A 13,639-nucleotide genomic window follows, 5' to 3' on the forward strand; every position below is an offset into this window, starting at 1 on the left:
TTGGGTGCACAAGCAGCCGATTTGGCGCATAGTGGTTCAGCGGGTCCGGGGGGACTCCGCGCGACGTAGTCATTCGTCTGTGCCGGGGGCTCCGATCATGACGACACGACCGGGGAAGCAACCGTCGTCCTTCAGCCGTGCGCTGCTCGTGAACATCATCGCGTTCTACGGCGCCCTGGCGCTCGGCTCGCTCGCGATCATGGCCTGGCAGGCCACGGAAAGCACCAACGAAGCCGCGGCGCGCGGGATCACCGAGATGCTCGACGGGTCCGCGAGCCGGATCGGTCAACTCGTCCATGCCGCCGAGCTGGCGGCGGGTTCGCTGGAACGCGTCGCGCTCGACAATCCCATCGATGGCGGCTCGCTGCGTCCTTCGCTGGACAAGCTGCTCGCCGCCTTCGAGCAGCATCCCTACCTCAGCTACATGGGGATCATCGTTCCCACGACCGGCGAATACGGCCTCCTGGAGCGCAAGGCGAACGGCAGGATCGGACTCGTCCTCTACCCGGAAGCACGGCGACGCGATGCCCTCGTGCGGACCTTCACGCTCGTCGAAGAGGGCTTCGTTGCCGACCGGTCCTATCCCAGCAACGGTTACGATGCGCGCACGCGTCCGTTCTACCGAGGAGCAGTGAACGGTCCGGCCGCCGGGGGCTGGATGCCTATCTATCCGTGGCGAGACTATGCAAGGCCCGAGCAGCCGCTGTGGGGCTTCAGCTTCGTAAAGGCTCTGCGCGACGACCGTGGCAGCATTCGCGGCGTGATAGACACCGACTTCGACATGCCCGCGCTCAACCGCCTCGTGCGGGCGCTCTCGAACGAATATCACGGACAGATCCAGGTCCTGCAACTCGGCCCCAAGCCCCGACTGATCGCAGGCCCTGGCCTAACAACGACGCCGCGGGACACGCCCGCGGATCTCCTCGCACTGACCCGGGAAGCAGGCACGCCGTTCGTAGGAAAGATGGCGCTCGACGGCAGCCGGAAGTGGGTCGCCACCCGACAGATCCCGATCGCGGGTGGCGAAAGATGGCTGGTGGTCGTTTCCCGCCCGGCCCAGTTCTTCGACACGATACTGCACCGGCAATTGATCCAGTCGCTTCTGCTCGGCCTGGCCGCCGCAGCGGGGATAGGCCTGCTGTCGCTGCGCATCGGACGCCGCTTCGGCCGTCCGCTGGCCGATCTCGAAGGATACTTCGCCCGCGTCGGGCGAAGCGATCCGACCTTGCGGGACAGGCAGATCCCGGCCTCCGCCCACGACTTTCAGGAGACCAGCCGCCTTGGCCTGGCGATCGACCGGATGCTCGTGGAGCGTGCCGATCTCGAACAACGCCTTGCGCAGCGTCAGCGGCTCGAAGCGCTCGGCCAACTCACCGGCGGCATCGCGCACGACTTCAACAATCTTCTGGCCGTGATCATCGGCAGCAGCGAGGATCTGGTCGAGGATCTGCGAGATCGAGAGCACTTGGAACTGGCCGGCCTCATCCTCTCCACCAGCGAACGCGCGGCCGAACTCACCGGACGAATGCTTTCCTTCGCGCGCAAGCAGGCCCTGTCCCCTTGCCTCGTGGACGTCGATAGCCTGATCGACGGCCTCCTGCCCCTGCTCCGCCGCTCCGTTCCAAACGAGATAGCGATCCGACATCAGGCCGCTTCGCTTCCGAACACCGTCTTCGTGGACCCGACCCAGCTCGAGATGGCCCTGCTCAACCTCGTGATCAACGCGCGCGACGCCATGCCCGACGGTGGGATCATCGCGATCGGCGCGGAGCATTTCGCGACGGGTGAAAGCCGCACGTTGCACGCCGAGCTTCGTCCCGGCCGCTATGTGAGGGTTTTCGTTGCCGACGACGGGGCGGGAATGGGCGAGGAAATCGCCAGGCAGGCCTTCGATCCCTTCTTTACCACCAAGGGCATCGGCAGCGGCACGGGCCTCGGCCTCAGCATGGTCTACGGCTTTGCCAGCCAATCGGGAGGCCACGCCGAGATCATTTCCCGATACGGAGAAGGCACGACCGTAAGGCTCTACCTGCCTGCCGCTCCTGCCAGGGCTTCGGATAAAAGCGAAGCGCCGATGCCGGGCCCGAGCTGAAGCGCATCCGAATAAAAATGCAACGGCGCCGTAGAAAAGCAATGATACACTATTGAATATTATCTCCGGATTGCCCAACCTCGCGCCACAACAATAAGAAAGCGCGCACCTGCGCGCGTGGAGGCAGAGGATGGAAGCTGTTCGGGCAGCGAGGCCGGGTTGCGTCTTCAAACAACGTCGTAACGAGCGGCATGATCGTTCCATTGCCGGCATGCTCGGCGCCGCGTCACTGCTGACCCTGGCTTGGAGTCTGCCCGCAGCGGCGCAGGAAACGGCCCCGCGATCGCCGCCACCACAGACCGCCCAAAGCTATATCGAGAATGGCGACATCATCGTCACTGCGCGCAAGCGCCAGGAATCGATTCTCAAGGTCCCCGTCGTCGTCACCGCCATCTCGAACGACACGCTCGAGAGCGCGCAGGTGACCCAGGTGACCGACCTGCCGCGGCTGGTCCCGGGCCTCGTCATCGCCGGCAACTTGCTATCGATCGGACCGCAGGTGACGATCCGCGGCGTCGGCACGTCCTCGTTCGATCCCGGCGTGGACCAGTCGATCTCGCTCAACATCGACGGGCTCTCGCTCGGCCAAGGCCTCGCCTTCGGCAGCGGCATGTTCGACGTTGGCCAGGTCGAAGTGCTCAAGGGTCCGCAGGCGCTGTTCTATGGCAAGAGCAGTCCCGGCGGCGTGATCTCGCTGCGCACCGCCGATCCGACCGACGAAGTGGAAGTGATCGCCCGTGGCAGCTACGAGTTCTACGCCCGCGAATGGCGCGGCGAGCTCATCGCCTCGGGTCCGGTGACCGAAACGCTGAAGGCGCGCTTCGCGACGACCTATTCCGAGGGCGAAGGCTGGTTCCGCAATCGTGCCGTCGCGACGCCGCTGACGGGGGCGATCACCCCGCCCGACCGCGTTCCCCAACCGCGCAACTTCATCGTCCGCGGCACCCTGCTGTGGAATCCGACCGACACCTTCTCGGCACGGTTCAAGATCAACCATTCCTACGACAAGACGATCAATTCGGATCTCAAGCAGCTGGCAAGTTGTCCCGACGGCGCGGGGCAATCGTTCTCGCCGGTGCCCGGCCTGTTTCCCAACATTCCCTTCATCGGCGGTGACGACTGCAAGTACGATCGCAACGCCAACCAGGTGTTCCTAGATCCGGCGGCCTTCCCCGGGCTGCCCAACGGCGGCACGCCCTATCTCCAGAACAAGCAGAATTTCGGGACGCTCGAGCTCAACTACGATCTCTCGCCAGCGCTCTCGCTGACCTCGACCACGGCCTACTACAAGCTGGTGTCGAGCAGCTCGGTGAACCCGACGCTGACCACGGCCGCCGGCCCGACATTCGCCGTTACCAACAATTTCCGGCGCCGCGAGTTCACCGAGGAACTGCGTCTCGAAAGTGACTTTTCGGGCCCGCTCAACTTCACGCTCGGCGGCTTCTACGAAGACGGCATGCTCTATGACCGGGTGCGGTTCATTCAGAACCGCGCCTATACCATCGGCGCGCCGCTCGGCTTCCTGCCGCCGGGCTCGATCGAGCTCGATGCCGCGACGACAGTCGATATCAGGACCTACTCGCTGTTCGGCCAGCTGCGCTACAAGCTATCCGACCAGCTCGAACTCGCGGGCGGCGTGCGCTGGAACGACGAAACGCGTACCGAACGCGTGACCTACGCCAATCCGGCGCTCGGCGACATCACCGGGCTGCTGCCCGAGCCACGCGTCCATTCGAGCAACTTCTCCCCCGAAGCGACGCTGACCTATACGCCGAGCGACGATCTCACCATCTTCGCCTCGTACAAGAAGGGGTACAAGTCGGGCTCGTTCAAGGTCGCAGTGCCGGCGGCGCCGGGTGAGGACAACGCCTTCGACGATGAAGAGGTCCAGGGCTACGAGGTCGGCCTCAAGTCGCGTTTCTTCGATCGCAGCCTGCTCTTCAATCTCGCCTTCTACGACTACACCTACAAGGGCCTGCAGGTCGGCGGCATCGCCGATTCGGTGGGCGGCGTCCCCGTGATCACGACGGTCAACGCGGGCAAGGCGCGCACCTATGGCGTCGACGTGGACCTGATGTATCGCCCGCCCGCGATCGAAGGGCTCTCGCTCAGCGCCTCGGTCAACTGGAACCATGCGCGCTACAAAGAGCTCAACAACATCCCCTGCTACGCGAACCAGACCTTCGCGCAGGGCTGCAACACCTTCTTCGCTCCGCCGAGCGGCGCGCAGCTTGGCCTGCCACCCGGCGTCGGCGTGACGCGCAACGGCGTCTACGGCTTCTACAACGCGCAGGACATCTCGGGCCAGCGCATGATCCGCGCACCCGAGTGGACGGCCAATTTCGGCTTCGACTACGAGTTGCCGGTCGGATCGGGCCTCAAGCTCGGCCTCACCAACAACAACCAGTATTCGTCGAGCTATCCGGCCTATCTCGCCAATGGGCGTCCCAATGCAGACAACGTCCAGGACAGCTATTTCCGGGTCGATGCCAGCATCGCGCTGAGGGATGCGGAGGATCGCTGGGAAATCGCGCTGATCGGCAAGAACCTCACGGACAAGCTGGTCTCGTCGAACTGTTCGGCCTCGAACAGCGCCGGCGGCATCGTCCTGCCATTCAGCGGCGCCTATACGGGCGGCTCGGTGGCCGGCCCGATGGGGTGGGCCGAGACGCTGTGCTTCGCGGACGGCCCCGGCCGATCGGTCTTCGTGCGCCTGACCTACCGCCCGTTCAACTGACGGGCGCCCCCGGAGAGAACGACGACAGCCGACTGGGCCTTACCAAGACCTTAGCGCCGATCGCGGCGAATACACGCGCGCGCTATACCGATCGGCAAAGGTGCCCGGGCTAGACGGCGCCCTATGCGGGCGCTCTTCACGTTACACGAACTCTACCGGGACGCGGTGCGGACCTCCGACTTCGAGATCGCCCAGGTCGCCAACCTGCAGCGCCAGATCGCGCCGCTCTATGCGCTGCTCTCGGTCAGCGCCGCCTCGCTCGCCTATACGCATCGCGACCTCGCACCCGCGAGCCTCACCGTCGTCATACCCGCGATCCTGATCGCCGCCTGCATGATCCGCTCGGTCCGATGGCTCTTCGCCGCGGGCGAGCCGGCACCGACCAAGCCCGATGCCCGCGCGAAGCTTCGCCGGACGACCTTCCTCGCCGCTCTCATTGCGGTCGCTTTCCTCGCCTGGGCACTCGCGCTCGACCAGTATGGCGGGCCCGACCAGCACGGCCACGTCTCGATGTTCATCGCCATGACCGTGGTCGCCTGCATATTCTGCCTCGGCTATCTGCCGACCGCCGCCTTCCTGGTCTGCGTGATCGTCATGGGGGCCTTCCTCGTCTACAGCTTCGCGCGCGGCAGCGAGGTCGGCATCGTCGTCGCCGTCAACATCTCGCTCGTCGCGCTCGTCATTCTCAAGGTCCTGCGCGATTCCTTCGCGGCTTTCCTTCGGCTCGAACTGTCGCAGCGCGACCTTGCGCACAAGCAATCCGAAGCCGAGGTCCTGATCGAGACCAACGTCGCGCTCGCGCGCACCGATACGCTGACGGGGCTGCCGAACCGGCGGTTCTTCCTCGACGAGCTCGACCGACGGCTTCGGGCGGGCGAGGACGGCTTCGCCGTCGCGCTGCTCGATCTCGACGGGTTCAAGCCGGTCAACGACACCTACGGGCACGCACAAGGCGACAGCCTGCTCAAGATCATCTCCGAGCGGCTGCGCGAATTCGCGAGCGACTGCATGGTCGCGCGCTTCGGCGGCGACGAGTTCGGCATCCTCTTCGCCGGCAACGCCGATCGGGCCGCGAAGACCGGCCAGCGCATCTGCGAAGCGATCAAGCGCCCCGTCCCCCTGACGGGTGCGAACGTCGTCGTCGGCTGCTCGATCGGCATCGCCGGCTATCCGCAGGCGGGGCGTTCGGCACAGGATCTCCTCGATCGCGCGGACTTCGCGCTTTATCACGCCAAGGCCCAGCGCCGCGGGGGCTGCGTGGTGTTCACCAGCCGGCTCGACGAGATGATCCGCTCCGAGCGGGCCGTGGAGAGCGCCTTCCAGGCGGCGGATATCGACCGCGAGATCTCGGTCGTCTTCCAGCCCGTCTTCTCGACCAGAACGCGCGGCGTGGTCGCGGTCGAGGCCCTGGCGCGGTGGACATCTCCCTCGATCGGCGTGGTCTCGCCCGAGCGGCTGATCGCAACGGCCGAACGTGCGGGCATGGCGCGGCGCACGACGCTCAAGCTCTTCGAGAAAGCGCTCGCCGGCGCCTCGCGTCTGCCTGCGGCGGTCCATCTCAACTTCAACCTCTCGGCCGTCGATCTCGCCGACGAGACCACGATCGCGATGATCCTCGACGAGCTCACGCTCTCGCCCGTAGCCTCCACCCGCCTCGTCTTCGAAATCACCGAGAACTCGCTGATCTCGGACATGGAGACCGCGCGGCAATCGCTCCAGCGGTTGCGCAGCGTCGGCGCCAAGGTCGCTCTCGACGACTTCGGCACGGGCTTCTCGAGTCTTTCGTCGCTGCACAATCTGCCGCTCGACATCCTCAAGGTCGACCGCAGCTTCGCCGCACAGCTCGCCGATGCGACCGGCCGGCGGCTCGTCGGCGCCATCCGCGGCCTCGCCGAGACGCTCTCGCTGCGCTGCGTGCTCGAAGGCATCGAGACCGAACAGCAGCTCGTCGACGCCACCGCGGCGGGTTTCGACTACGCCCAGGGCTATCTGCTCGCCCGGCCGGGCAGCATCGAAGACGTGCTGGAAACGCTGAGCCAGCTACCTAAGGCCGCCTGATCGCCCCGCGACGCAGTTTTGCCACCCCGCCTTTGAGGATCGCGTCGGGCGTTGCCGGATCCACGCTCGGCCGATAGCATGGCCGAAATTCGGAGCCGTCGCCCAGCCCTTCCCGCGGTCGTCGCTCCGACGCACATCGGAACAAGGCTGCACATGACCACGCCCGCGGATGGCCCTTCATCGTCTTCGAACGCATCGCAAGCAGAGTTGGACGCTCTCGTTCAACTCTATTCGCAGTCGCGGCTCGATGACGCGGTCACGCTCGCCGCCGAGCTCCTGCAAAAGTACCCCGACTGCGAAATCACGCATAACATCGGCGGTGTCGTCGTGGCCGCGGCCGGCTATCGGGACGAGGCCGTCACGATCTACGATCGCGCCATCGCGCTGGCTCCGGACTACGTCGAAGCCTACAACAACCGCGGCAACGTGTTGCGGGACCTGAAGCGCACGAGCGAGGCCCTCGCGAGCTTCGACGCGGCGATCGCCCTCTGGCCCGAATATGTCGAGGCACGGATCAATCGCGCGATCACGCTGCGCGCCGAGAAGCGGTTCGCGGAAGCGCTGGTCGAGATAGACATGGCGATTGGGCTCAATCCCGATATTCCGCAGGCCTGCACGAGCAAGGGCAACATCCTTCAAGACCTGCATCGCTATGACGAGGCCGTGATCGCACATGGCCGGGCCATCGCGCTCGATCCGAATTACTTCGCCGCGCACAGCAATCTGGGCAGCACCTTGCTGCATCTCAAAAGATTGCCCGAGGCCATCGACAGCTACGTCACGGCGCTGGGCCTGGCGCCGTCGCATGCCCTGACCCATCGGAACCTGGGGACCGCCCTGAAGGGCTCACGCCGTTTCTCGGAAGCCCTGCCCTGTTTCGAGAAGGCTTTCGGCCTCGACCCGAGCGACGACATCGCCCTCGGAGAGGTCGTCTTCCTCCGCGCGCAGATGGGCCTGTGGGTCGAGGACGATCTCAAGCAGGAGCTCCTGCGTCGTCTGCACGATCAAGGCAGCGTTTCGCCGTTTCACCTGGCAGCGATCACCGACGATGGAGCGCTCCAACTCAAGAATGCTCGGCGCTGGGCCGAGCAGAACTTCCCGGCGCGAGCTCCCGCCGCCTTTGCCGCGGCGGCAGACCGGACGACGCTGCGGATCGGCTATTTTTCGTCCGACTTCCACAACCACGCGACCATGGCGCTGATGATCAAGATGATCGAGCGGCACGACCGCGACCGCTTCGAGATCCATGCCTTCTCCTACGGTCCGCAGAAGCAGGATCCCATGCGCGAGCGTGTCATCCAGGCGGTCGACACGTTCCACGACGTCAGCGGAATCAGCGACGAAGAGACGGCGCAGCTTTCCCGCGACCTGGGCATCCACGTCGCCATCGACCTGAAGGGCTACACCGAAGATGCGCGCACGGGCATTTTCGCCGCCCACGCCGCGCCGTGCCAGATCGATTATCTGGGTTATCCGGGCACGATGGGCGCACCTTATTTCGACTACATCATCGCCGACCCGATCGTCGTCCCCGAAGACAGCAGGAAGCATTATTCCGAGCGGGTGCTGCGCATCCCGCACAGCTATCAGGTGACCGACGACGAGCGACCGATCTCCCCGCGGAGGTTCACCCGGAGCGAACTGGGCCTTCCCGAGAAGGGATTCGTGTTTTGCTGCTTCAACGGGAGCTTCAAGATCTCCCGGGCGGAATTCGACATCTGGATGCGTCTGCTGACGCGCGTCGAAGGCAGCGTCCTCTGGCTGCTGGCCGACAATCCCTGGGCGATCGAGAACCTGCGTCGCGAGGCCGGGAACCGCGGTATCGCCCCAGAGCGCCTGGTCTTCGCCGAACGCATGCCGGTCAGCGAGCACCTGGCCCGCCAGGCCTGCGCGGACCTGTTCCTCGACACGTTCAACTACAACGCCCACACGACGGCGAGCGATGCCCTGTGGATCGGTCTGCCGGTGATCACCAAGCTTGGCGGAAGTTTCTCTTCGCGGGTTGCCGGCAGCCTGCTGAAAGCGATCGGCCTGCCCGATCTCGTGACGGAGTCGCTGCAAGCCTACGAAAGTCTGGCGCTCGAACTCGCCACGGATTTCGCGCGGCTGCAGGAGGTCAACGAACGGCTCGCGGCAAACCGGACCACGCATCCGCTGTTCGACACCGAAGCCTTCACGCGCAACTTCGAGCAACTGCTGGTCGATGCCGATCGCGAGAGCGCCGGGCGACAATCGCCGATCGCTCCGGCCGCTTGACGATCGCGATGCAGGCCGGCCTTACCTTTCGCCCCAGGCGCTGTGCCGCGCGCGTTCGCGCATGGCTTCGATGAAGGCTCTCACCGCCGGCATCGCCGCGCGCCCGCTTTCGTAGAGGAGGCTCACCGGCATCGGCGCCGGCGCATGGTCGGCGAGCACTTCGACCAGTCGGCCGGCGGCGATCGCGTCCTGCAACTGATAGCTGAGCAGGTTGGCGAGCCCCACCCCTGCCTCCGCTGCAGCTATCGTAGCATCGACGGTGTTGACGATCAGGCGCGGCACCACCTCGACCAACGTCTCGCCCCGAGCACCGAAAGGCCAGGCGCTGCCGAGCCGCGGGCCGCTTCCGGCAATGCAGCGATGGTCGCCGAGATCGGCGGGATGGGCCGGCTCTCCGTGTCGCGACAGATAGTCGGGACTGGCGACGACGACCTGCCGGACCGCGCCAATCGTCACCACGCGTAGCGCGCTGTCGGTCAGCGCGCCGATGCGGACCGCGACGTCGATGCCCTCCTCGATGATCCGGACATTGCGATCGAGCAGCATCATCCGCGCGCTCAGGCCCTCGTGCCGGGACAGAAGGGCGTTGATCGCCGGCAGCACGTGCAGTCGCCCGAACATCACGGGGGCCGTGACGTAAAGCTGTCCACGCGGGGTTGAGCGGCCGCCCATCACGATCTGCTCGGCCTCGCGCAGGTCGATCAGGATGCGCCGCGCGCGATCGAGAAAGGCCGCGCCGTCCTCGGTCAGCGATACCGCCCGTGTCGATCGCTGGAACAGCGTGACGCCCAGATGCCGCTCGAGCGCCGCGACGGCGCGAGTGATCGCCGGCGGCGAAACCTCGAGCGTGCGCGCAGCGGCTGCGAAGCCGCGCTGGTCAGCCACGGCGACGAAAGCCGAGAGCATTTCGAACCGATCCATTATTCCCCAAACTGCAACAGTGAACGCCAATCAAGAGGAATTATCATAAAACCTTTATAGGAATAGGTCTCTGCGCATGGCACAGACCTTCCTTCACACGATGTTCGGCCCCGGCAGCCGCGCCTTGCAGGAAATCGCGGGTTCGCGCGGCTCCTATGCGCGCATGGAAGCCCAGGCCGGCGAGATCGACAGTCTCGGCGCGCGCGAGGACGAGTTCATCGCCGCCCGCGACAGCTTCTACATGGCGACCGTCAGCGAAGACGGCTGGCCCTATGTCCAGCATCGCGGCGGACCGGTGGGCTTTCTCAAGCGGCTGGGCGGCAATCGGATCGGTTTCGCCGATTACCGTGGCAATCGCCAGTACCTGTCGACCGCCCACCTCGCCGCCGACGATCGCGTCGCGCTGTTCCTCATGGACTATCCCAACCAGCGCCGCCTCAAGCTGATCGGCCATGCGCAAATCAGCGAGGATCCGGCGGACATCGCCGCCGTCATGCCGGTCGACTACGCGGCCGAGCCCGAGCGGGCTTTCGTGATCGACGTCGTCGGCTTCGACTGGAACTGCCCGCAGCACATCACCCCACGCTTCACCGAAGCCGAGATCCGGCGCGGCACCCAACCCCTGCTCGACGAACTGGCCCGACTGCGCGCGCGCGTCGCGGAACTGGAAGGAGAAAAGCCATGACCGAGAAACTGACCCGAGGCGTCCACCACGTCGGTCTCACGGTCCCGGACCTGGACCAGGCTCGGGACTTCTTCTGCGGCCTGCTTGGCTTCGACGAAGTCGGCGGAGTCGCCGACTACCCGTCGATCTTCGTGTCCGACGGAGTGACACTCCTGACCCTGTGGCGCGCCGCCGATCCCTTGGCGGCGCGCGCCTTCGACCGGCGCGCGAATATCGGCCTCCATCATCTGTCGCTGGCGGTGACCGACGATGCCGCGCTCGAAGCGGTCTGGGACAAGGTGAGTGTCCATCCCGAAGTCGTGGTCGACGTGTCGCCATGCCCGATCCGGCCCGGGTCGACGACGCGTCATTTCCTGGTCTTCATCCCCGGCGGCATTCGCCTCGAATTCGCCACCCCTTTCGCCTAGCCCTCAGTCGGCGTCCGACCAGGTCCAGGCTTGCGGGAACCCCTGCTCGGCGAGCCACTCCGGTACGTGCGCCGCCGGCGCGAAGTCCCGGTTCGGGCTGGCGAGCGACCGGATGCGCAGCAGTTTCTCAGGCCTTCCCTGAATGATCGCCGCCATGGCGACGGTCTGGTACTTGTCGCATTCGATCGCGCCGAAGCCGACCGCGAGCGACCGGCGGACCTGGTCGATATCGTAATGCGGCCAGGAGACGCGCATCGTCAGCGGATTCTGAAACCAGCGCCTCTGGATGCCGATCAGGTCCGCCATGGCGTGGAGTTCTTCCAAGTCGGGCGAGAACATGTGACACATGAGCCTTTCTCGCAGGGGATGTATGGCGGCATCTACATATACGCTCATGGTGTTTCCAAGGGGCCAGGACTCGCGCGGTCGCACAAGCGGATTTTCGCCGCTCGTGCTCAGAACCGCCATGATCCGTCCCGGTTTCCGAGGCCAGGCCCGATGAATGCTCCCTCCCCTTCGCTCGGTGACGCCTTCGACCGGCTCGGCGTGCCCGACCAGGTCCGCGGGATGATCGTCGAGCGCCATGGCGAGCCGCACCGGCACTATCATACGCTCCGTCACATCGACCTGATGCTGCGTCAGATTCCGAAGGACACGGCGTTTTCGCGGGAAATGATCGCCGCCACACTGTTCCATGACATCGTCTACGACCCGACCCGATCGGACAACGAAGACCTGTCGCTGGAAATCTTCCTGTCGGTTGCCGACCTGCTCGCGCCCGGGACTCCGCTCGATAGGGCGCTGGTCTCAGACATGATCCTCGCAACCGAGAGCCATCACTTCCGCGGGCAGGACATGCCGCGTGATGTGGCCATCGATATCCTGCTCAAGGCCGATCTCAGCATCCTCTGGCAACCGGATGCGCAGATCTATGCATGGTATGCGCAAGGCGTACGCCAGGAATATGCCTTCGTTCCCGAAGCACAGTTCCGCGTGGCGCGTACCAGGATACTGACCGCGCTTCGCGATGATCTTGTTGCCAGCGGTCAACTGACCCCGGACCAGACCGAAGCGTTGAGGCGCAATACAGAATGGGAACTCGGCTAGAGAAAGACTGCCCGACGAAGCCGGACAGCCTCCCCAAGAGCAAGTTCAAACAGGCTCGGAGCGCAAGCGTTCGGCAGACCTGTCGTTCAATTTGGTGACCGTCACACTGCCCCAGTCGTTCTCGCAAACGATTTCGGCACCCAAAACCATAGGCAGATAGAGTGACCCGTCTTCACAAACTTCGACCCCGGTGGTCTCGAAGCTCCGGGTTGCATCGGCATCTTTGGCAAGGTCGGTAACGGTAACACGGTAGGCGCGACTATTCATTTTTTCTCCGTGACCCACCTGTCTCATAGGAGATTCCGCCGGCATTGAAAGTCGGAATTCCCCGAGAATGCGACGGAGCGAGTTGCCCCCACTCCGCGCATCTCTCCGCCCCACGGCGCTATCCGCTCGTTGCGGCCGAAGTGGCGCGGCGGTAAGCCGGGACACTGAGGCCGTTGCGGCCCCAATTCTCCAGTTCGACCTCCTGAAAGACGACGAAGGTATCTGCGGGATCCTTCCCCAGCACCTCTCGGAGCAGGTCGGAAACGCCGCTATACAGCGCTTCCTTCTGCTCGGCAGTCGTGCGGTCCGCGCCGGGAACGGTTCCTTCGCGCGTAACCTGGATCGTCACGATCGGCATGATTTCTACTCCCGATGACGCATCAGTGACCGGCCGACTGACCGCCGTCGACGTGCAGGATCTCACCCGTGACGAATGGCGCGTCCTCGAGGTAGAGCACCGCGCGAACGATGTCGTCGACCTCTCCCAGACGGCCCATCGGATGCAGCGCGGCCAGCGCCTCGTGCGTTTCCGGGACGTGCATCGGCGTCTTGATGACTCCGGGCGAAACCGCGTTCACACGGATACCGCGCGTCGCATACTCGATCGCCAGGCTGCGCGTCGCGGCGTTGAGCCCGCCCTTGGTCAACGCGGCGATCACCGAAGGCACGCGCGCGTCCGCCTTTTCCGCCAGAGTCGTGGTGATCTGCACGACATGGCCGCTTCCCTGCTTTTCCATCGCGGCGATCGCCTGCTGGGTGATGAAGAAGAAACCGTCGAGATTGGTCGACAGCTTGGTGCGATACTGCGCTTCGGTGTAGTCGGTGAACGGCGAAGCGACGAACACGCCGGCATTGTTGATCAGCGTATCGACGCGTCCGAAGGCCGCCAGGGCGGCTTCGACGACCTTGCGGCCGGTCGCCGGATCACCAATGTCTCCGGCCACGGTCAACAGATCGGGATCCTGCGATGGCGCGATGGAGCGCGAGGTGGCGACGACGCGATAGCCGCGCGCGCGGAAACCCTCGACGATACCGGCGCCGAGCCCCTGCGAGGCTCCGGTAACGATGGCGACTTTGCGGTCAGTGGTCATGATGAACTCCGTGTTGGC

Annotated in this window: 12 protein-coding genes; 7 read left to right on the forward strand and 5 right to left on the reverse strand. The window is 65.0% G+C overall.

The features are described from left to right. Positions 1 to 4 precede the first annotated feature (4 nt). From WG901_RS06480 to WG901_RS06495, 4 genes are all read left to right on the forward strand, one after another. Positions 5 to 2,092 carry a hybrid sensor histidine kinase/response regulator gene (locus tag WG901_RS06480; RefSeq protein WP_339586189.1) on the forward strand — a complete coding sequence of 696 codons (2,088 nt, stop codon included), beginning with the start codon at positions 5 to 7 and terminating at the stop codon, positions 2,090 to 2,092. A gap of 211 nt (positions 2,093 to 2,303) precedes the next feature. Beyond that, on the forward strand, positions 2,304 to 4,829 hold the full coding sequence (locus WG901_RS06485) for a TonB-dependent receptor (RefSeq protein ID WP_339586190.1): 2,526 nt from the start codon (positions 2,304 to 2,306) through the stop codon (positions 4,827 to 4,829). 123 nt (positions 4,830 to 4,952) lie between these two features. Next, complete coding sequence (locus tag WG901_RS06490) at positions 4,953 to 6,887, forward strand: putative bifunctional diguanylate cyclase/phosphodiesterase (RefSeq protein WP_339586191.1); 1,935 nt, start codon at positions 4,953 to 4,955, stop codon at positions 6,885 to 6,887. Between the two features lie 207 nt (positions 6,888 to 7,094). Continuing rightward, entirely contained in the window at positions 7,095 to 9,143 is a 2,049-nt protein-coding gene (locus tag WG901_RS06495) for an O-linked N-acetylglucosamine transferase, SPINDLY family protein (protein WP_339586192.1), read from the forward strand. 21 nt (positions 9,144 to 9,164) lie between these two features. Here the strand turns inward: WG901_RS06495 and WG901_RS06500 are convergent, their stop codons facing one another. Continuing rightward, a complete protein-coding gene (locus WG901_RS06500) occupies positions 9,165 to 10,064 on the reverse strand; it encodes a LysR family transcriptional regulator (protein WP_339586193.1) in 900 nt (299 codons plus the stop codon). 76 nt (positions 10,065 to 10,140) lie between these two features. Here WG901_RS06500 and WG901_RS06505 point away from each other — a divergent pair, with 76 nt between their 5' ends. Together WG901_RS06505 and WG901_RS06510 are read left to right on the forward strand one after the other, a co-directional pair. Continuing rightward, positions 10,141 to 10,749: a pyridoxamine 5'-phosphate oxidase family protein gene (locus WG901_RS06505; protein ID WP_339586194.1), complete on the forward strand. Its 609-nt coding sequence runs from the start codon at positions 10,141 to 10,143 to the stop codon at positions 10,747 to 10,749. Continuing rightward, the gene (locus tag WG901_RS06510) at positions 10,746 to 11,156 is read left to right on the forward strand and encodes a VOC family protein (protein WP_339586195.1); all 411 of its coding nucleotides are present in this window, start codon (positions 10,746 to 10,748) and stop codon (positions 11,154 to 11,156) included. Before WG901_RS06505 ends, WG901_RS06510 begins: the two co-directional genes overlap by 4 nt. 3 nt (positions 11,157 to 11,159) lie before the next feature. Here the strand turns inward: WG901_RS06510 and WG901_RS06515 are convergent, their stop codons facing one another. Beyond that, positions 11,160 to 11,495 carry a DUF4031 domain-containing protein gene (locus tag WG901_RS06515; RefSeq protein ID WP_339586196.1) on the reverse strand — a complete coding sequence of 112 codons (336 nt, stop codon included), beginning with the start codon at positions 11,493 to 11,495 and terminating at the stop codon, positions 11,160 to 11,162. On the opposite strand from WG901_RS06515, the gene WG901_RS06520 reads away from it, so the two are divergent. Further along, positions 11,496 to 12,263, forward strand: a complete 768-nt coding sequence (locus WG901_RS06520; RefSeq protein ID WP_339586197.1) for an HD domain-containing protein — start codon at positions 11,496 to 11,498, stop codon at positions 12,261 to 12,263. Between the two features lie 45 nt (positions 12,264 to 12,308). Here WG901_RS06520 and WG901_RS06525 read toward each other — a convergent pair whose 3' ends face one another. The 3 genes from WG901_RS06525 to WG901_RS06535 form a co-directional block, all read right to left on the reverse strand. Beyond that, on the reverse strand, positions 12,309 to 12,530 hold the full coding sequence (locus WG901_RS06525; protein ID WP_339586198.1) for a hypothetical protein: 222 nt from the start codon (positions 12,528 to 12,530) through the stop codon (positions 12,309 to 12,311). 118 nt (positions 12,531 to 12,648) lie between these two features. Further along, positions 12,649 to 12,888, reverse strand: a complete 240-nt coding sequence (locus WG901_RS06530; RefSeq protein ID WP_339586199.1) for a tautomerase family protein — start codon at positions 12,886 to 12,888, stop codon at positions 12,649 to 12,651. Between the two features lie 22 nt (positions 12,889 to 12,910). Then, on the reverse strand, positions 12,911 to 13,621 hold the full coding sequence (locus WG901_RS06535) for an SDR family NAD(P)-dependent oxidoreductase (protein ID WP_339586200.1): 711 nt from the start codon (positions 13,619 to 13,621) through the stop codon (positions 12,911 to 12,913). Positions 13,622 to 13,639 lie beyond the last annotated feature (18 nt).

The organism is Novosphingobium anseongense, from assembly GCF_037482895.1.
Taxonomy (GTDB): domain Bacteria; phylum Pseudomonadota; class Alphaproteobacteria; order Sphingomonadales; family Sphingomonadaceae; genus Novosphingobium; species Novosphingobium anseongense.